Source organism: Galbitalea sp. SE-J8, from assembly GCF_030345695.1.
Lineage (GTDB): Bacteria > Actinomycetota > Actinomycetes > Actinomycetales > Microbacteriaceae > JAUASV01.
Genome location: NZ_JAUASV010000027.1, coordinates 1 through 19,189, shown reverse-complemented (window position 1 = coordinate 19,189; position 19,189 = coordinate 1). Strand labels below are relative to the sequence as shown.

General features: G+C 72.5%; 17 protein-coding genes. 10 read left to right on the top strand and 7 right to left on the bottom strand.

The annotated features are described in order from the left end of the window. Positions 1 to 64: 64 nt before the first annotated feature. Positions 65 to 1,240 (top strand): acyltransferase family protein, encoded by a 1,176-nt coding sequence (locus tag QT381_RS14225; RefSeq protein ID WP_289249698.1) that lies wholly within the window; start codon positions 65 to 67, stop codon positions 1,238 to 1,240. A 24-nt stretch (positions 1,241 to 1,264) separates the two neighbouring features. Here the strand turns inward: QT381_RS14225 and QT381_RS14220 are convergent, their stop codons facing one another. Next, positions 1,265 to 2,803, bottom strand: a complete 1,539-nt coding sequence (locus QT381_RS14220; protein WP_289249697.1) for an MFS transporter — start codon at positions 2,801 to 2,803, stop codon at positions 1,265 to 1,267. Further along, complete coding sequence (locus tag QT381_RS14215; protein WP_289249696.1) at positions 2,800 to 3,378, bottom strand: PadR family transcriptional regulator; 579 nt, start codon at positions 3,376 to 3,378, stop codon at positions 2,800 to 2,802. The genes QT381_RS14220 and QT381_RS14215 overlap by 4 nt, the downstream gene beginning before the upstream one ends. A gap of 149 nt (positions 3,379 to 3,527) precedes the next feature. Between QT381_RS14215 and QT381_RS14210 the strand changes: the two genes are divergently transcribed. The 5 genes from QT381_RS14210 (at position 3,528) to QT381_RS14190 (ending at position 9,519) form a co-directional block, all read left to right on the top strand. Continuing rightward, positions 3,528 to 4,847, top strand: a complete 1,320-nt coding sequence (locus QT381_RS14210) for a bifunctional o-acetylhomoserine/o-acetylserine sulfhydrylase (protein WP_289249695.1) — start codon at positions 3,528 to 3,530, stop codon at positions 4,845 to 4,847. Positions 4,848 to 4,936: 89 nt separating this feature from the next. Next, on the top strand, positions 4,937 to 6,142 hold the full coding sequence (gene metX / locus QT381_RS14205) for a homoserine O-acetyltransferase MetX (protein WP_289249694.1): 1,206 nt from the start codon (positions 4,937 to 4,939) through the stop codon (positions 6,140 to 6,142). 227 nt (positions 6,143 to 6,369) lie between these two features. After that, on the top strand, positions 6,370 to 7,539 hold the full coding sequence (locus tag QT381_RS14200) for a sensor histidine kinase (RefSeq protein ID WP_289249693.1): 1,170 nt from the start codon (positions 6,370 to 6,372) through the stop codon (positions 7,537 to 7,539). After that, positions 7,536 to 8,822: a hypothetical protein gene (locus QT381_RS14195; RefSeq protein ID WP_289249692.1), complete on the top strand. Its 1,287-nt coding sequence runs from the start codon at positions 7,536 to 7,538 to the stop codon at positions 8,820 to 8,822. The genes QT381_RS14200 and QT381_RS14195 overlap by 4 nt, the downstream gene beginning before the upstream one ends. A 31-nt stretch (positions 8,823 to 8,853) precedes the next feature. Continuing rightward, positions 8,854 to 9,519, top strand: coding sequence for a response regulator transcription factor (locus QT381_RS14190; protein WP_289249691.1), 666 nt, complete (start codon positions 8,854 to 8,856; stop codon positions 9,517 to 9,519). Between the two features lie 131 nt (positions 9,520 to 9,650). On the opposite strand, the gene QT381_RS14185 is transcribed toward QT381_RS14190, so the two are convergent. Both QT381_RS14185 and QT381_RS14180 read right to left on the bottom strand, forming a co-directional pair. After that, entirely contained in the window at positions 9,651 to 10,874 is a 1,224-nt protein-coding gene (locus tag QT381_RS14185; RefSeq protein ID WP_289249690.1) for an MFS transporter, read from the bottom strand. Then, entirely contained in the window at positions 10,871 to 12,184 is a 1,314-nt protein-coding gene (locus tag QT381_RS14180) for a glycosyltransferase 87 family protein (RefSeq protein ID WP_289249689.1), read from the bottom strand. The genes QT381_RS14185 and QT381_RS14180 overlap by 4 nt, the downstream gene beginning before the upstream one ends. A 131-nt stretch (positions 12,185 to 12,315) precedes the next feature. Between QT381_RS14180 and QT381_RS14175 the strand changes: the two genes are divergently transcribed. The 3 genes from QT381_RS14175 to QT381_RS14165 are packed head-to-tail and all read left to right on the top strand — an operon-like array spanning position 12,316 to position 14,861. Further along, on the top strand, positions 12,316 to 13,224 hold the full coding sequence (locus tag QT381_RS14175; protein ID WP_289249688.1) for an ABC transporter substrate-binding protein: 909 nt from the start codon (positions 12,316 to 12,318) through the stop codon (positions 13,222 to 13,224). 48 nt (positions 13,225 to 13,272) lie between these two features. Further along, the gene (locus QT381_RS14170; RefSeq protein WP_289249687.1) at positions 13,273 to 14,133 is read left to right on the top strand and encodes an amino acid ABC transporter permease; all 861 of its coding nucleotides are present in this window, start codon (positions 13,273 to 13,275) and stop codon (positions 14,131 to 14,133) included. Beyond that, positions 14,130 to 14,861 carry an amino acid ABC transporter ATP-binding protein gene (locus QT381_RS14165; protein ID WP_289249686.1) on the top strand — a complete coding sequence of 244 codons (732 nt, stop codon included), beginning with the start codon at positions 14,130 to 14,132 and terminating at the stop codon, positions 14,859 to 14,861. The genes QT381_RS14170 and QT381_RS14165 overlap by 4 nt, the downstream gene beginning before the upstream one ends. A 532-nt stretch (positions 14,862 to 15,393) precedes the next feature. Here QT381_RS14165 and QT381_RS14160 read toward each other — a convergent pair. From QT381_RS14160 to QT381_RS14150, 3 genes are read right to left on the bottom strand one after another with little or no spacing between them, the layout of a single operon-like run. Beyond that, on the bottom strand, positions 15,394 to 16,275 hold the full coding sequence (locus QT381_RS14160) for an ADP-dependent NAD(P)H-hydrate dehydratase (protein ID WP_289249685.1): 882 nt from the start codon (positions 16,273 to 16,275) through the stop codon (positions 15,394 to 15,396). A 52-nt stretch (positions 16,276 to 16,327) separates the two neighbouring features. Next, positions 16,328 to 17,365, bottom strand: coding sequence for a hemolysin family protein (locus tag QT381_RS14155; protein ID WP_289249684.1), 1,038 nt, complete (start codon positions 17,363 to 17,365; stop codon positions 16,328 to 16,330). Further along, the gene (locus QT381_RS14150) at positions 17,362 to 18,690 is read right to left on the bottom strand and encodes a hemolysin family protein (RefSeq protein ID WP_289249683.1); all 1,329 of its coding nucleotides are present in this window, start codon (positions 18,688 to 18,690) and stop codon (positions 17,362 to 17,364) included. The genes QT381_RS14155 and QT381_RS14150 overlap by 4 nt, the downstream gene beginning before the upstream one ends. A gap of 215 nt (positions 18,691 to 18,905) precedes the next feature. On the opposite strand from QT381_RS14150, the gene QT381_RS14145 reads away from it, so the two are divergent. After that, a partial coding sequence (locus QT381_RS14145) for a 2-oxoglutarate dehydrogenase E1 subunit family protein (RefSeq protein ID WP_289249682.1) occupies positions 18,906 to 19,189 on the top strand: 284 nt, incomplete at its 3' end.

The window sequence follows — 19,189 nt, the reverse complement described above, 5'->3', positions numbered from 1 at the left end:
AATCCACCCTAGAGGCGCGGCCGGAGCCGTCCGTCCACCGGTCGCCGTGGCTAGCCTGGCGAACGTGACCGACGCATCCGCCGCATCCGTTCCGACGCCCGGATCGCGCTCGGATGCCGCCCCCGCGACGCCCGCGGCGCCGCGCAAGAACCGGGTGCCGTTCTGGGACAACGCGCGGTTCGCGTGCGTGACGCTCGTCGTGATCGGCCACGCGATCCAGCGGATGACGTACGACAGCGACAACGCGCAGATCGTCTACTTCTTCATCTACGCCTTCCACATGCCGGCGTTCGCGATGATCTCCGGCTACTTCTCGAAGGCGAGTCCGCCGGGAACGCGCCAGATGCGCAAGGTGCTCAGCGACATCCTGCTGCCGTACTTCGTCATGGAGATCATCTGGACGCTCGTGCAGTGGGCCTTCGACGTCTCCGACGGCATCTCGTTCAACCCGACCGAGCCGAGCTGGACGCTGTGGTTCCTGCTCGCCCTCGGCATCTTCCGCCTCGTGCTGCCCTACCTCGTGCTCATCCGCCTGCCGCTCATCTGGGCGGTCGCGTTCTCGGTGCTCGTCGGCTACTGGCCGAACGTCGACTCGACGTTCTCGCTCGACCGGGCGATCGGCATCCTGCCGTTCTTCCTGCTCGGCTGGCAGGTGCGGCAGTGGCGCGTCGTCGACCGCTGGCGGGTCGCCGACCGGCAGGCCTGGTGGATCCGCGTCATCGCGGCCGTCGTGCTCGCGGCCTGGTTCGCGACGCTCACCGTGTTCATCGACTTCTGGACCTCGTTCGACCCGACGCACTGGTTCTTCTACGACGACTCGTACCGCGCGCTGGGCGCGACGACGTGGTGGGCCGGCCTCGTGCGGCTCGCGTTCATGGCGCTCGCGGTCGTGCTGAGCGCCGCGTTCTTCGTGCTCATCCCGCGCCGGCGCACCTGGGTGACGGGGCTCGGGCAGGCGACCATGTACGTCTACCTGCTGCACTCGTTCGTGCTCTACCCGATCCGGGAGTCGGGCGTGCTGCGCGGCGAGCACTCGTCGTGGCCGTGGCTCGCGGGCATCATCGTGTTCGCGATCGCGATCTCCGTGCTGCTCGCATCGTGGCCGGTGCGACGGGTGTTCCGCTGGCTCATCGAGCCGAAGCCGCGCTGGCTGCTGCGCGATCTCGACGAGGTGGATCGGGCGACGGGCCGCGCGCGGGACGGCTCCCGCACCGACCCGACGGGGTCGCGCCGCCGTTAGCCGACGCGCGCGACCCCGAGCCGATCAGTGCAGGCTGGCGCGCTTCGGGAGTGCGAACACGAGCGCGAAAGCGACGACCGCGAACGCGACGCTGAGTCCGAGCGCGGTCGTCGCGGCCGGCACGAAGTGGTCGGCGAGCACGGCCGTCGAGGCGGCGTCCGGCGACTGGCCGCTCGCGACGGCGGAGCGGATGTCGGCCCCGATCCCGTCGAGGTCGGCGACCGCGAACAGCACGCTCGACACGACCGCGATGCCGATCGCCGAGCCGATGCGCTGCACGGTGCCGATGACCCCGGATGCCGCACCCGCCTCGGCGCGATCGACCGTGGCCACGATGAAGCGCGCGTTCGGGGCGATGAAGAACCCGTTGCCGAGGCCGGCGACCGCGAGCGGGGCGACGAAGAGCCACGCGTTCAGGTCGGCGGCCGGGACGGCGAACAGGATCACCCAGATCGCGGCGAGCCCGATGGCGACGAGCGCGGTGCCGAGCTGCAGCACGCCGCGGCCGAAGCGCTGCGCAATCCGGTCGGACTGCGCCGCGCCGATGATGTTGGCGAGCGCGAACGGGATCGTGACGAGGCCCGTCTCGAGCGCCGAGTGGCCGAGGCCCGCCTGCCAGAGCAGCGCGATGACGAAGAAGATCGAGGTGAACGCGGCGAAGTAGATCATCGCGAGCAGTGTGCCGCCGGTGAACGAGGGGTGCGAGAACAGGTGCGGCGGCACGAGCGGGCTGACGCCGCGCTTGGCGAGGCGCACCTCCCAGAACCAGAACACGACGAGGAGCACGACCCCGGCGCCGAACGAGAGGAAGGTCCACAGCGGCCAGCCCTCGTCCTGACCCTGGATGAGCGGGACGAGCAGCGCCGTGATGCCCGCGGCGAGCAGCACGAGGCCGACGACATCCGCTGCCGTCTTGCGGCCGGCCGTGACCGCCGGGATCACGATGATCGCCGCGACGACGCCGATGACGCCGATCGGGATGTTGACCGCGAAGATCCAGCGCCAGCCGGTCTCGTCGCCGAGCGCCTGGATGAGCAGGCCGCCGACGATCGGTCCGAGCGCCGACGAGATGCCGATGACGGCGCCCATGATCGCGAACGCGGCGCCGCGCTTCTGCGGCGGGAACAGCAGCTGGATGAAGGCCGTCACGGCGGGGAAGAAGATGCCCCCGCCGAGGCCCTGCACGACGCGCGCGACGATGAGCTGGGCGGGGTCGGTCGCGAGGCCGGCCGCGAGGCTCGCGAGCGTGAACACCGCGAGGCCGACCACGAAGACCCACTTGTGCCCGAAGCGGTCGCCGATGCGGCCCGCGGGGATGAGCAGCAGGCCGTAGGCGAGCGCGTACCCCGAGACGATCCAGGCGAGCGTCGCCTCGTCGGCGTCGATCGAGTCGCGGATGGTCGGGAGCGCGACGTTGACGATCGTGGTGTCGAGCAGCGCCATGAAGGCGCCGATGAGCACGACCGCGAGGGCGGCCCAGGCCCGGCGCTCGCTCACCCCCTCGGGCGGGGTCCACGCGGGCGGCCCGCTGCGCTCGGTCGGTGCTGCGGTGGAGTCGGTCATGACTTCTGTCCTTTCCTGCGCCGACGCTCTTTCTCGTCGGCGATGATCTCAGGGACCTGCGACAGCAGGTCGTCGTGCCAGGCGATCTCCGACTCGATGCGGCGGAGGGCGTGGCGGAGGGTGAGGCGCTCGGCGAGCCAGAGGTACTGCTCGATGCTCGCGATGTGCTCGGTCTTCTCGTCGAGCAGGCGCTGCAGGGCGTCACGCCGCTCGCGCAGGTCGGCCCCGAGGTCGTCGACCCGCGCGGGGTCGGGGCTCGAGAGCGCCAGGTCGAACGGGTCGGGTCGCACCGCGACGGTGGCGAAGATGTCGGCACGGATGCGCGTCACGGCCGCGTCGCCGGCATCCGTGATCCGGTAGACCTGCCGCTCGGGGTAGTTGCCCTCCCGCTCGGTGCGCTCGACGGCGACGAGGCCCTCGGCGAGCATGCGCTTGAGGGCGCCGTAGAGCGCGCCGGGCGTGATGTCGGTCCACTCGTCCACGTGCTCCTGCTCCGCGATCCCGCGCAGCGCGTGCCCGTGCTGCGGCCCGCGCTCGGCGAGCGTGCTCAGGATGTAGAGACGGATGCTGGACACGCGAGTACTCTTGCGTGAGTAGTCGTGCGTTGTCAAGTCGGCCGCCGATCCGCATTACGCCGCGTGTCGGCATCCGTTGTCCGCGCACCACCGCGCTCCTACGCTCGGGGGCGGCAGAGACGCCGCCGCCCCCACGAGAGAGAGCCCCCATGAGCGACTGGAAGTTCGAGACCCAGCAGGTGCACGCGGGAGCTGCGCCCGACCCCACCACCCACGCGCGCGCGACCCCGATCTACAAGACGACGTCGTACGTCTTCGACTCGACCGAGCACGCGGCCAACCTGTTCGCGCTCGCCGAGTTCGGCAACATCTACACCCGGCTGATGAACCCGACGACCGACGTGCTCGAGCAGCGCATCGCCGCACTCGAGGGCGGCACCGCAGCCCTCGCCACGGCCTCCGGCTCCTCCGCCATCACGTACGCCGTGCTCAACATCGCCGGCAGCGGCGACCACATCGTGTCGTCGTCGTCGATCTACGGCGGCACCTACAACCTGTTCAAGTACACGCTCGCGAAGCTCGGCATCGAGGTCACGTTCGTCGAGGACCAGGACGACGCCGACGAGTGGGCGCGTGCGGTGCGCCCGAACACGAAGCTGTTCTTCGCCGAGACGATCGGCAACCCGCGCATCAACGTGCTCGACATCGAGAAGGTCGCGGGCATCGCGCACGAGAACGCGATCCCGCTCATCGTCGACAACACGATCGCGACGCCCTACCTCATCCGCCCGTTCGAGTTCGGCGCCGACATCGTCGTGCACTCCGCGACGAAGTTCCTCGGCGGCCACGGCACGGTCATCGCGGGCGCGATCGTCGACGGCGGCCGATTCGCGTGGAGCGAGCACGTCGACGCGTTCCCTGGGCTCACCGAGCCCGACCCGTCGTACCACGGCGCGAGCTACACGACCGTGCTCGGCGACGCGATCGCCTACGTCATCAAGGCGCGCGTGCAGCTGCTGCGCGACACCGGCGCGGCGCTCTCGCCCGACAGCGCGTTCAGCGTGCTGCAGGGCATCGAGACGCTCTCGCTGCGCATCGAGCGCCACACGCAGAACGCGCAGGAGATCGCCGAGTGGCTCGAGAACCACCCGGATGTCGCCTCGGTCAACTACTCCGGCCTCCCGTCGAGCCCGTGGTACGCCGCGGCGAACCGGTACGCGCCGAAGGGCGTCGGCGCCGTGCTCTCGTTCGAGCTCAAGGGCGGCGTCGGCGCGGGCAAGGCGCTCGTCGAGAACGTGTCGCTGTTCTCGCACCTCGCCAACATCGGCGACGTGCGCAGCCTCATCATCCACCCGGCCTCGACGACGCACTCGCAGCTCACGCCCGAGCAGCAGCTCACGACCGGCGTCACGCCCGGACTCGTGCGGCTCTCGGTGGGCATCGAGAACGTCGACGACCTCAAGGCCGACCTGCAGGCCGGGTTCGACGCCGCCCGCGCTGCCTCCGCGGCTGCGGCAGCGACCGCCTGACCCGACGCCGCCGGGTCGCCGGGCCGCCACCGGCGGCGGCCCGGCGGCGCGCGTAACAGTCCGCGCCCCGGCCCGATACTGGCAGGACCATGGACTGGCAGACACCCGAGGACACGGTGCCGTCGGCCTTCATCACGGAGGCGAACGCGCGCTCTCTCCTCGGCAAGCCTCCGGCCACCGGCGCCTGGCGGGAGGGCGACGATCCCGGCCAGCGCCGGTTCCTGTCGATCGGCCGCCTCGAGCTCGAGCGCGGGGCGGCGCTGCCGGCGGTGCGCATCGCGTACGAGACCTGGGGCCGGCTCAACGAGGCGCGCGACAACGCCGTGCTCGTGCTGCACGCGCTCACCGGCGACAGCCACGTCGTCGGCGGACCCGGCCACGGGCATCCCACCGCCGGCTGGTGGAACGGCGTGGTCGGCGCGGGCAAGGCGATCGACACCGACCGCTGGTTCGTCGTCGCGCCCAACATGCTGGGCGGATGCCAGGGCAGCACGGGCCCCGCGTCGACGGCACCCGACGGCACCGAATGGGGATCGCGCTTCCCGTTCCTCACCATCCGCGACCAGGTGGCCGCCCAGCTCGCGTTCGCCGACCGGCTCGGCATCCCGCGGTTCGCGGCCGTCATCGGCGGCTCGATGGGCGGCATGCACGCGCTCGAGTGGGCGGTCGGCCAGCCCGACCGGCTCGAGCGCGTCGCCGTGCTGTGCGCACCGGCGCGCTCGGACGCCGACCAGATCGCGCTCAACTCGGTGCAGCTCGACGCCGTACGCACCGACGCCGCGTTCCACGGCGGCGACTACTACGAGCAGGCGGATGGGGAGGGCCCGTACCGCGGGCTCGCCCTCGCCCGGCGCATGGCGCTGCTCAACTACCGCTCCCCCGACGAGCTCAACGAGCGGTTCGCGCGCTCGTGGCAGAGCGGCGCGGACCCGCTCGGCGGCGGCGGCAAGTACGCGGTGGAGAGCTACCTCGACTTCCACGGCAACAAGTTCACCCGCCGGTTCGACGCCAACAGCTACCTCACCCTCGTGGAGGCGATGAACTCGCACGACGTCGGACGCGACCGCGGCGGCATCCCCGCGGCGCTCGCGCGGGTCACGGCGCGGACGCTCGTGCTCGGCGTCGACACCGATCGGCTGTTCCCGCTCGACGACCAGGTGGAGATCGCCCGCGGCATCCGCACGCTCGTGTCCGGCGACGCGCCCGTCGTGGTGTCGTCGCCGTTCGGGCACGACGCGTTCCTCATCGAGCACGGGGTCGTGGGCGAGCACATCCGCTCGCTGCTGGAGAGCTGAGGCGAGGACGGGGCCGCATCGCCGATGCGGCCCCGTCTATCCCCCGGGTCGGACCGGTCCGGGCCATGGTCCGACGTGTGGCGGCGCAGCTCGTGCGCACCCCTCTGGGCTCGACTGTACCCCGGAGGTTGTGCCCCGATCGCGGCTGCCGGACCCCCATTTGTGGTGGCACACTGGGGGTGCCCGGATCGCGTCCGCGAGCGGGACCGCCGGGTCGAACGGGAGTCATGGAGCAGATCGCGAAGGAGCGGGATCGCCTGCTGCAGCGCATCGCCCGGGTCTACGGACTGAGCTTCACCGGGGTCTCTGTGCTGTGCCTGCTCGTGCCGGGCGCGGTGCCGGCCACGATCCTCGTGGTCGCCCTGCCGCTCTACGCGGTGCTCGCGGTGGCCCAGTGGCGCATCGGCCTGTCCCGCGAGCCGATGTGGGTGCTCGTCATCGTCGCCACCGGTCTCGCCCTGATCTTCCTGCTCGGCTTCGGCGCGGGCGGCCCGCTGACGCAGTCGGCGTTCTCCGCGATCACGCAGCTCGCCGCGGCATCCGTCGCCTCCACCGCGGTGACGCTCACGACGACGGGCCGCCGCGTCGCCGTGCTCGTCGCGAGCTGCGTCATCGTCTGCGGCGTCTCGCTGTCGGCGACGGCGACGCGACAGAACCCGTTCGCGACGGCCGCGCTGCTCGCCCTCGGCTGGACCCTCCCCGCGATCGTCGGCATCTGGATCAGCGCGAGCGTGCCGCAGGCGGCCCGGCGCATCGCGAGCATCGGCCGCGCGCACCGCGCCGAGCGCCAGGCGAGCGAGATCGAGGCGCAGCGCCGCCAGGGCGCCCGGCTGCTGCACGACACCGTGCTCGCGACGCTCACCCTGCTCGCCCACTCCGGCGTCGGCGTCAACGCGGCCGCGCTGCGCGACCAGGCGGCGGACGACGCCCAGCTGCTGCGCCAGCTGCGCCTCGGGCAGAGCCCGACGCCGCAGAGCTACGGCGGCAGCGACGTGAAGCAGAGCCCGGTGGACGAGACCGAGCTCGGCACGACGCTGCAGTCGGTCAAGCAGCGCTTCGGCCGGATGGGGCTCGACGTCAGCTGGCACGGCACCGGCCAGGTGCTGCTGCCGAGCCACGTGCTCGACGCGTTCCTGCTCGCGCTCGCCGAGTGCCTGGAGAACGTGCGCCGGCACTCGGGCGTCACCGAGGCGCACGTGACGATCGTCGACGACGCGACGACGGTGCGCGCGATGGTGACGGATGCCGGGGTCGGCTTCAGCCTGGACGACGTCGACCAGGCGCGCCTCGGCTTCAAGGAGTCGGTGGTCGGCCGCCTCCAGGAGGTCGGCGGACGGGCCCGGCTGTTCTCGGCGCCGGGCTCGGGCACGACCGTCGTGCTGGAGGTGCCGCGATGACCGCCGTCGAGCCCGAGGAGCGCACCCTCGACGTGCTCGTCGGCGGGCGGCGGGCGCTCGCCGCGAAGGTCGAGCGCACCGTCGGCCCGAACCGGCAGAATCTCGGCACGACGTTCATCGCCATCGGCGCCGCGCTCGTCGTCGGCATCCGTGCCCTCTACGGGTTGAGCTGGTTCGTCGGCCAGTGGACGCTGTACCCGGCCCCCGGTCTCGCGCTCGCCGCGTGGATCGTGCTCGCGGTCGCCCTCGCCGGCGGCTTCCTGGCGACCCGGCTCCTCGGCGACCCGTTCCCGGGCTGGATGTTCGGGGTCTTCCTCGCCCTCGCGGCGATCGCGGTCGCGCTCGACCTCGCCGCCGTGTGGCCGCTGCACGACGTGGGCCGGCACGCGACGGCGGCGCTCACCGCGACGATGTCGATCACCCTGTTCGTGACCCTGCGACCGGTCGGGCAGCTCATCGCCGCGGCGTCCGCGTTCGGTGCGGTCATCGCGATCGCCATGGGGTTCACGACCGCCGCGGCGGTCGCGAGCGCGCCCGAGGGGGTCGGCGCTGCGGGCGCCGCGAGCGCCCTCCAGGAGGCGATCGCGCCGCAGATCACCTCGCTCGGGTTCGCGGTGCTGCCGGTCGTGATCGCGGCGGTCGCCATCCGCGGCTTCCGCCGGCTCGTGCAGGTGGAGCTCGACCGCGCGCTCGTGCAGAGCACCGTCTCGGCGCCCCGGTTCGCCGTCGGCATGCTCGCCTCGGAGGAGCTCGCGCGCCTCGACCTCGCCGCCGAGGACCTGCTCGACTCCGTCGCCCAGGGCCGCACGCCGCTGCCGCTCGACCCGAAGACCGCCTCGGTCGCCGCGACGCTCGCGACCGAGCTGCGCCTGCACCTCATCGAGGGCCGGCGCGAGACCTGGCTGTACCACGCGATCTCGGAGTCGGAGCTCCTCGGCCGCGCCGTGAGCGTCGACGATCGCGGCGGGCTCGCGGGACTGCTCGACCCGGGCCAGCGCGACGGGCTGCTCGGCGCCATCTGGGCGCTCGCGAGCGACGGCACCCGGCCGATCGAGTCGACCTCGCTGTCCGTGACGATCGGGCCGATCGCGCCCGGGGCATCCGCCGATCCGCAGCTGCTGCTCGTGCCCATCGAGCTCGAGGCGGCCGGCGTGCCGCGAAATCGTGTCGACCCGTCCACGTGGGACTCCGTGCGGCGGGTCGGGCGATACTCTGACAGCACGCAGAAGTCGACCCTCCGCGTGCGGATCGAGTGCCTCGTGGCCAATCCCGCCCGGATCTGACTCGCCGATCGCACGACGAAACGAGGACCGAGTGAGTGACAACCGCATCCGCCTCGCACTGGTGGATGACCACCGGATGCTGCTGGGCGCGCTGTCGGAGTGGATCCGGCGCGCGGCCGACGACATCAACATGGTGGTGGCGGTCGCGAGCTGGCCCGAACTGCTCACGAGCCCCGACTTCCCCGTCGACGTCGTGCTGCTCGACCTCGATCTGAAGGACAGCATCCCGGTCTCGCTCAAGATCTCCACGCTGAAGTCGGCGGGCGTGAAGGTCGTGCTCATGAGCACCTACTCCGAGCCGAACGTCGTGCGCGAGGCGCTCGCGGCCGGCGCGCTCGGCTACCTCGTGAAGAGCGAGGACGCGGAGATGATCGTCGAGGCGATCCGCGCGGCGAGGAACGGCGAGAGCTTCATCTCGGCCGAGCTCGACCTCGCCCTCAACGCGGGCACGGTCGGCGGCTCCCCCAAGCTCAGCGCGCAGGAGCGCCGCGTGATGGCGCTGTACGGCGGCGGCGAGCCCGTGAAGGCGGTCGCGTTCCACCTCTCGATCTCCGAGGAGACCGCGAAGAGCTACCTCAAGCGCATCCGCGAGAAGTACCGCGTCGCGGGCTTCGACGTCGGCACGAAGGTCGCGCTGCGCAAGCGGGCGATCGAGGACGGCATCCTGATCGAGAGCGACCTGCCGCCGAGGAGCTGATCGGATTCCCGGAGCGGTCGGATGCGCGGCGGACGCGGATGGCGACCGGCTCGTGATCCTGGTCGGCGGCCATGAGGCCACCGGGCAGCAGGTTCGCACGCGCGTGAGCGACCACTCCCGCGTCCCGGGCGTCAGCGCAGCGGCGGGGTGAAGCGGATGCTCGCGCGCTCCACGCGCCAGCTCGCGACCGCGAAGGCCGCGCCCGGCACGCACAGCGCGAGCCCGACCCACGCGGGCGCGGTGTAGCCGAGGCCGCCGGCGATCGCGAGGCCGCCGAGGTATGCTCCGAGGCTGTTGCCGATGTTGAGCGCCGAGTGGTTGAGGGCCGCGGCGAGCGTCTGGGAATCGCCCGCGACATCCATCAGGCGGGTCTGCACCGCGGGCCCGAGCGACGAGCCGACCGCGCCGACGAGGAAGGCGAACAGCAGCAGGGTCGGCCACCACTGCGCGGTGAGCGCGAATCCGGTGAGCGCGACGGCGAACGCCCCGAACGACGCGAACACCGTGCGCATGACGTGCCGGTCGGCGGCGCGGCCGCCGATGATGTTGCCGATCGTCATGCCGAGGCCGAGCGCGACGAGCACGATGGGCGTGAACGAGGCGTCGAGCTTCGTGACGCCCTGGACGACATCCGCGATGTAGCTGTAGACCGCGAAGAAGCCGCCGAACCCGATCGAGCCGATGAGCACCGCGAGCCAGACCTGACCGCGGCGGAACGCGCCCAGCTCGCGGCGGAAGGTGGCCGCGGAGTCGCCGGCCTGGAACGGCACGAGGAGCGCGACGAGCACGCAGGCGAGCGCGAAGATCGCGGCCACCGCGAGGTAGGCGACCCGCCAGCCCGCCGCCTGACCGAGGTAGGTGATGCTCGGCACGCCGATGACGTTCGCGATCGTGAGCCCGGAGAGCACGAACGCGACGCCGCGGGCGCGGGCGCCCTCGCCGAGGATGCTCGCGGCCACGAGCGAGGCGATGCCGAAGTAGGCGCCGTGCGGCAGTCCGGCGACGAAGCGGGCGAGCAGCACGAGTCCGAAGGTCGGCAGCACCGCGGATGCCACGGTCGCGAGGCTCAGCGCGGCGAGCAGCACGATGATGAGGCGCTTGCGCGGGAAGCGCGCGCCGAGCGCCGCGATCGTGGGCGCTCCGACCACGACCCCGAGCGCGTAGGCCGAGATGAGCCAGCCGGTCTGGGCGACGGCGGCGTCGTGATCGGTCGCGTCGAGCGCCGGGAGCAGGTCGGAGGCGATGTTGGGCAGCAGGCCCATCACGACGAACTCGGTCGAGCCGATGCCGAATCCGCCGAGGGCGAGGGCGAGCAGGGCGAGGCGGGCCCGGGCGGGCGAGAGCGGGACGGTCATGGGGTGGGCAGCCTGTCGGGGTCGGACACGGTATCCGTCACCGCGGTCGCGGCACGGGGCAGTCGCGCGAGGAGCACGACGGTGAGCACGAACAGCGCGACGAGCAGCGCGTTGCGCGCGGTGAGCACGGCGATCATCGAAGGCTCGGCGCCGACGACGTCGCCGTACAGGTACGGGTAGACGAGCTGCGTGAGGGCCGCGATCGCGAGCACGATCGGGCCGCCCGTGCGCACCGACCGGGCGGCGACCCCGCCGAGTGCGACGGCGACGGCGATCGGCACCGCGAGCCACGTCACGTACTGCGGCGAGGCGACCTTGTTGAACGCGATGAGCGCGGTCGCGAGCGCGAGCGTCAGCAGGAGGACGACGGCCGCCGGCTCGGCGCCCCGGCGCACCGCCCGAACGGCGAGCAGCACGACCGCGATCACGGCGAGCGCCATCGCGGGGGTCGTGAGCGCGCTCGCGACATCCGTTCCGTCGCCCGAGACCTGGAAGGTCAGGATGTCGGTGTCGTAGTAGACGAGGGTGCCCGGCGCGTGCGCCGCCGCGAGCCACATCCAGGGCGTGCTGACCGGCGCCTCGATCTGCAGTCCGCGACCGGTCTGTTCCGTGATGAAGCTGAACACGGTGAGGCCCGAGCCGAACGCGAGCGCCAGCACCACGACGACCCCGCTCGTGACGAGCGCGGTGCGGACGATCACGGCACGCTCGCGCGCCGCGACGGCGAGCGCGACGAGCACCGCGGCCGGCCACACCTTGATCCACGCGGCGAGCGTGACGAACACGGCCGCGACCCCCGGGCGCCGGGCGACGAGCACGAGACCGACGATGACGAGCGGCACGGAGATCGCGTCGATGCGGCCGAGGCCGATCGGGCCGACGAGCGCGAGGAACAGCGTCCACCACCAGCCGCCCGCCAGGCGACGCCCGGGCCGGCCCCACCCGGTGAGCGCGCCGAGCGCCACGAGGTCGAGCACGAGCACGAGGCTCAGCCACGTGCTCGGGTAGAGCTCCGGGCCGAGCGCGGCGGCGAGCACCATCGGCACGAGCGCGAGGATCGGATAGACCCACGGGCCGTCGATGCCGACGACGTAGTGCGCGTGCAGCGCCTGATCCACCCACTGCGCGTAGGTGTAGCGCACGTCGCCCATCGGGTTGCTCGGCGAGGTGAGGTTGACGAGCCCGTAGCCGAGCTGCACGAGCACGAACGCGCTCCACAGCGCCACCCGGCTGCGTGCCAGCCGACGGCACAGGGCGAGAGCGGCCGCGCGGCCGGGAACCACGCTCGTCGCGCGCTCGACACCCGTCACCCGACAAGCCCCCTCACCCGACAAGCGTAGAGGAACTGCGGATGCTTCAGCGCGTCACGCGACGCAATGTCACGCCGCCGAGACGCGCGGTCCGGAAGGATGGTCGACCACAGCACCCAGGAGGTCCCGCCATGTCCCGAACCGGCACGGTCCGCAGCCGCGGCATCCGTTCCCGCGTAGCGCGCTCGATCGCGACGGTCGCCGCCCTCGCCGCGCTCACGTCGCTCGCGGCGTGCGCCCCCGCGGACGACGCGGCGCCGGGCTCCACGTCGAGCGCCTCGGATGCGGCGACCACCCCGAGCGCGGACGACTACGTGACGCCCGGCAAGCTCACGATCGCGACCGGCGATCCGGCCTACTTCCCCTACGTCATCGACGACGACCCGACGACGGGCGACGGCTTCGAGGCCGCGGTCGCCTACGCCGTCGCCGACCGCCTCGGCTTCGGCAAGGGCGACGTCGAGTGGGTGCGCACCGGATTCGAGGAGGCGATCGCGCCCGGACCCAAGTCGTTCGACATCAACCTGCAGCAGTTCACGATCACCGACGACCGCAAGAAGAACGTCGACTTCTCGAGCCCGTACTACGCGACGCCGCAGGCCGTCGTCACCGTCGAGGGCACGAAGGCCGCCGACGCCACGTCGATCGCCGACCTCAAGGGCGTGCTGCTCGGCGCGGCGACCGGCACGACGAGCCTCACCGCCATCGAGAGCGTCATCGCCCCCGACCAGCAGCCGCAGGTGTTCAACGACAACGACGACGCGGTGCTCGCCCTCAAGAACGGCACGGTCGACGCGATCGTCGTCGACCTGCCCACCGCGTTCTACCTCACCGGGGTCGAGCTCGACGGCGGCAAGCTCGTCGGTCAGCTGCCGGCCGCCGACGGCGTCAGCGACGAATGGGGCTTCGTGCTCGACAAGGACAGCCCGCTCACCGCATCCGTCACGGCCGCGGTCGACTCGCTGCGCGCCGACGGCACGCTCGACGCGATCGCCGACCAGTGGCTCGGAGCGGATGCCGGCGCGCCCGTGCTGCAGTAGTGTGCGCCCGCCGTCCGCGCGCTCCGTGCTCGACTAGCGTCGACATCCGTGACCGAATCGAACGCCCGGCGGCCGAGCTCCCTCGAGCTCGGCCGCCGGGCGTTCCGTCGACGGCAGAGCCGGCGCTCGGTGCTCGTGTCGGTCGTCTCGACGATCGTCGTGGCGGTCGCGGCATGGCTGCTCGTGACGAACGCGCCGGGCTGGCCGCGGGTGCGGCAGAGCTTCTTCGACGGGCCGACCCTCGTCGCGGCACTGCCGCGCGTGCTCGAGGGCTTCGTCGTGAACCTGCGCGTGCTCGGCTACTCGATCGTCGCCGTCGCGGTCTTCTCGCTGCTGCTCGCGACGCTGCGCACGCTGCGCGGGCCCGTGTTCTTCCCGCTGCGCGCGCTCGCGATCGGCTACGCGGACCTGTTCCGCGGCCTGCCGCTCATCGTCGTGCTCTACCTCGTCGGGTTCGGCATCCCGGGACTGCGGCTCACCGACGGGCGAATCCCCGCCGAACTGCTCGGCACGCTGGCCCTGACGCTCACGTACTCGGCCTACGTGTCGGAGGTGTGGCGCGCGGGCATCGAGGCCGTGCACCCGTCGCAGGTGCTCGCGGCGCGTTCGCTCGGGCTCTCGCACGGCCAATCGATGCGCCTCATCGTGCTGCCGCAGGCGCTGCGCAAGGTGACCCCCGCGCTCATGAACGACCTGGTGTCGATGCAGAAGGACGTCGGACTCATCTCCGTGCTGGGGGCCGTCGACGCGGTGCGCCGCGCCCAGATCGAGACGAGCACGGCCGCGAACTTCACGCCCTACGTCGTCGCCGGGCTCGTGTTCGTCGTGCTCGCGCTGCCGCTCATCCGGCTCACCGACTGGCTGTCGGCGCGGGCTCGCCGGCGCGAGCAGATCGGAGCGGTGCTGTGAGCGTGCTGCGGCTCGAGGGCGTGCGCGTCGCGTTCGGCGAGCACGAGGTGCTGCGCGGCATCGACCTCGAGGTGCAGCCGCACGAGGTCGTCGCGCTCATCGGCGCGAGCGGATCGGGCAAGTCGACGCTGCTGCGCGCCATCACGCTGCTGCAGCCGATCGCCGACGGCCGCATCCTGCTCGGCGCGGACGACATCAGCGATCCGAGGACGGATGCGGACGCCGTGCGCTCCCGCATCGGCGTCGTGTTCCAGCAGTTCAACCTGTTCCCGCACCTGAGCGTGCTCGAGAACATCGCGCTCGCGCCGCGCGTCGTGCACGGCGTGCCGAGGGCCGAGGCCGCCGACCGCGCGCTCGGGCTGCTCGACCGGATCGGCCTCGCCGACCGCGCGCGCTCCTACCCCGACCGGCTCTCCGGCGGCCAGCAGCAGCGCGTCGCGATCGCGCGGGCGCTCGCCTCGGAGCCCGCGCTGCTGCTGCTCGACGAGATCACGAGCGCGCTCGACCCGGAGCTCGTCGGCGAGGTGCTCGAGCTCGTGCGGGGCCTCGCGGCCGACGGCACCACGATCCTGATGGCGACGCACGAGATGGCGTTCGCGCGCGACGTCGCCCACCGTGTGGTCTTCCTCGACGACGGCGTCATCGGCGAGCAGGGTCCGGCCGCGGAGGTGCTCTCGGCGCCGCGCACGCCGCGCGCACGGGCGTTCCTCGCCCGGTTCACGGGCTGACCGCGGCACCCCGCTGGCCCGCCGGTCGAGGAGCCCGCGAGCCACCCCGCTGGCCCGCCGGTCGAGGAGCCCGCGAACTGGCCCGCTGGTCGAGGAGCCCGCGAGCGCAGCGAGCCGGCGTCTCGAGACCACCACACCCCGCCTCCGCATACGGGCGGGTTTCGAGACGCGACGCTCGCTCCGCTCACGGCGCTCCTCAACCAGCGGAGCAAGCAGCCCCCCACCCCGCTGGTCGAGGAGCCCGCGAGCGCAGCGAGCCGGCGTCTCGAGACCACCACCACAGCTCCCTCCGCATACGGCTGGTTTCGAGACGCGACGCTCGCTCCGCTCACGGCGCTCCTCAACCAGCGGAACGAACAGCCCCACACCGCCGGTCGAGGAACCCGCGAACTCGCCCGCCGGTCGAGGAGCCCGCGAGCGCAGCGAGCCGGCGTCTCGAGACCACCACCACAGCTCCCTCCGCATACGGCTGGTTTCGAGACGCGACGCTCGCTCCGCTCACGGCGCTCCTCAACCAGCGGGGCGGCGCTCCTCAACCAGCGGATCGAGGAGGAGCGAGGAGCTCCGCGATCGTCGCCGGGATCGCCTCGATGAGGCTCGTGATCGTGAACGGACCGCCGCCGGACGCACGGGTCGCCGCGAGCGAGTGGATGACGACGGATGCCGCGCCGAGCTCCGCGAGCAGCTCCGGGCCGCCGGCCACGGCATCCGGGGCCCGGGAGCCGGCATCCGGACCGCGGGAGCCGGCCACGGCATCCGCGTGCGTCGCGACGAGGGCGCCGACGATGCCCGCGAGGGCGTCGCCGGCTCCGGCCGTGCCGAGCCACGCGGGCGCCCCCGTCACGGTGAGGTGCGCGCCGCCGCCCACGATGTGCGTCTCGGCGCCCTTGAGCAGCACGACGACGCCGAGCTCACGGGCAACCCGGGTGGCCGCGGCGCCCGGGTCCGCGGTCACGTCGGCCCGGCCGACGCCGAGCAGCCGCGCGAGCTCGCCGTGGTGCGGCGTGATGATCGCGGGCGACGACGCCTCCCGCGCGCGCTCGAGCGCTCCCCCGTCGAGCACGAGCGGAACGCCCTGGCCGAGGGCCTTGTCGGCCGCGGCGAGCGTCGCGGGCTCCTGCTCGGCCGCATCCGTTCCCGAGCCGATCAGCCAGGCCTGCACGCGCCCGTCCGCGGTGACGGCCTCGGGACGACGCCCGAGCACGAGCTGCGACGCCCGCGACGGGCCGAGGTAGCGCACCATCCCGACGCCGGTGTGCAGGGCGGCGTCGACCCCGAGCACGGCGGCGCCCGGGTAGCGCTCCGAGCCGGTGATGACGCCGAGCACGCCGCGGGAGTATTTGTCGTCCATCGCGGTCGGCACGGCGATGCGGGCCGCCGCATCCGCAGCGGTGAAGGCGCGGGGGTCGCTCATTCCGCCACCGTAGCGGGCTCCGACGCGCAGCCACCCCCTCGTCGGCGCACGGTCAGCGGCGACGCGTCGAGTCCTGCACCTCGCCGACGAGCTCCTCGATGATGTCCTCGAGGAACAGCACGCCGACGGTGCGCCCCTCCTCGTCGAACATCCGGGCGACGTGGGCGCCGGAGCGGCGCATCGTGGCGAGGGCGTCCTCGAGGTCGGTGTCGCGGAAGATCGACACGAGCTGACGGATGCGCTTGGGCGGCACCGGCACGTCGCTCTCGTCGGGACGCAGGTCGATGACGTCCTTCACGTGCACGTAGCCCGTCGGCTCGCCCGCGTCGTCGACGAGGATGTAGCGCGAGAAGCCGCGGTGCGCGACGGCGTCCTCGACGTCCGCCGGCGTCGCATCCTCGGGCAGCGTGACGAGCGAGGCGAGACCGATCGCGACGTCCCGGGCCTTCTTCGACGTGAACTCGAACGCCGCGCTCAGGGTGCCGGAGGCATCCGTCAGCACGCCCTCCTTCGTCGAGGTGGCGACGATCGTCTGCACCTCCTCGAGGTTGAACACGCTCGTCGCCTCGTTCTTCGGCTCGAGCCCGAACAGGCGCACGACGCCGTTCGCGGCGGCGTTGAGCGCGACGATGATCGGCCGGAACGCCCGGGCGAAGAACACGAGCGGCGGAGCGAGCAGCAGCACCGCGCGGTCGGGCACCGAGAACGAGATGTTCTTCGGCACCATCTCGCCGAGCACGACGTGCAGGAACGAGACCACGACGAGCGACACCACGAACGCGATGACGCCGATCGCGTGCTCGCTCACCCGCAGTGCGATGAGCGGGATCTCGACGAGGTGGTGCAGCGCCGGCTCGCTCACGTTGAGGATGAGAAGCGACGCGACCGTGATGCCGAGCTGTGTGGTCGCGAGCATGAGCGTGGCGTGCTCCATGGCGACGAGCGCGGTCTTCGCGGCGCGCGACCCGGCCTCGGCGCGCGGCTCGATCTGCGATCGGCGCGCCGAGATGACGGCGAACTCCGCCGCGACGAAGAACGCGTTGACGACGAGCAGCAGCGCGAGCGCGGCGAGTCCCAGCCAGTCGTTCATCGGCTCTCCTCGGGCGTCGCGGGAGCGGCCGATGGCGCGGGCGTGAAACGGATGCGGTCCACCCGCCGTCCGTCCATCCGCTCGACCCGGAACTCCCCCGCCTCGATGCCGACCACGTCGCCGACCGCGGGGATGCGCCCGAGCTCGCTCATCATCCAGCCCGCCACGGTGTCGTACGGGCCGTCGTCGGGCACCTGCACGCCCGCGCGGTCGGCGAGCTCGTCGGGGCGCAGCAGCCCGGGGAAGGTCAGCCAGTCGCGCGAGCGCACCACGTCGGGCCGCGAACGGTCGTGTTCGTCGCTCACCTCGCCGACGAGCTCCTCGACGAGGTCCTCGAGGGTCGCGATGCCGGAGGTGCCGCCGTACTCGTCCACGACGACGGCGAGCTGGTAGCCGGCGCCGCGCAGCTCGCCGAGCAGCGCGTCGACGGGCATCGTCTCGGGCACCCGTAGCGGATCGGATGCGAGGGCACCGACCGGCACGTCGGCGCGGCGCTCGCGCGGCACGGCCACCGCCTGCTTGAGGTGCGCGACGCCGACGACGTCGTCGAGGCGCTGGTCGATGACCGGGAACCGCGAGAACCCGGTGCGCCGGGCGAGGTCGATGAGGTCGGTCGCGCTGTCCGACCGGTCGATCGCGGCGACGCGCGGGCGCGGGGTCATGACGTCCTGCGCGGTGAGCTCGGAGAACGCCAGCGTGCGGGCGAGCAGCGTCGCGGTGTCGCGCTCGAGCAGCCCCTCCGTGGCGCTGCGGCGCACGAGCGAGCTGAGCTCCTCGGCGGTGCGCGCGCCGGATAGCTCCTCCTTCGGCTCGATGCCGACGAGGCGCAGCAGGCCGTTGGCGGTGTTGTTGAGCAGCGCGACCGCCGGGCGGAAGATCGCGGTGAACACGACCTGCACCGGCACCACGAGCTTCGCCGTGCCGAGTGGCGCCGCGAGTGCGAAGTTCTTCGGCGCGAGCTCGCCGAGGATCATCGAGAGCAGCGTCGCGATCACGATCGCGACGACGCTCGAGGCGACGGCGGCGACTCCGCCGGGCACGCCGGCGAGCTCCACGAGCGGCCGGAGCAGGCCGCCGATCGCGGGCTCCATGAGGTAGCCCGTGAGCAGCGTCGTGAGGGTGATGCCTAGCTGCGCGCTGGAGAGGTGGGTCGAGGTGTGCTTGAGCGCGCCGATGACCGGGGACAGCATCCGCTCGCCGCGCTCCTCGCGGGCCTCCAGGTCGGCGCGGTCGAGGTTGACGAGCGAGAACTCGCTCGCGACGAACACGCCGGTGCCGACGGTGAGCAGCAGACCGCCCGCGAGCATGAGCCAGTCAGCGAGCATCGTGCACGCGTTCGGGGAGGGAGGGGCGTCGACTACTGGGAGGGTCGTCCATCGTGCCCGGAACTCTACCGGATGCCGCCCTCCCGCCCCCGGGCCGGGGCGGTGCCGGTGCGCGCACGGAGCGGTGCAGGTGATTAAGATCGTGGGGTGCGCGTCCATCGACGGGCGTCCATCACCCGCACGACACCTGACAGAACGAGAGTGGGCGATCAGCCGTGTCAAGCTCCACGACCGGAGTGCAGTCCGAGGACAGTCCCTCGAACGCGTTCGGCGCCAACGAGTGGCTCGTCGACGAGATGTACGAGCGGTACCTCGTCGACCGGGAGAGCGTGGACCGGTCGTGGTGGCCCATCCTCGAGAACTACGGGCAGCAGGCCACCGAGTCGGTGCCCGCCCCGGAGAGCCAGATCGGCGGCGAGGCGCAGATCCCGGATGCGGTGGCCGAGCCCGCCGCAGAGCCCGCCGCCGCGGCACCCGCGCCCCCCGCCGCGGCACCCGC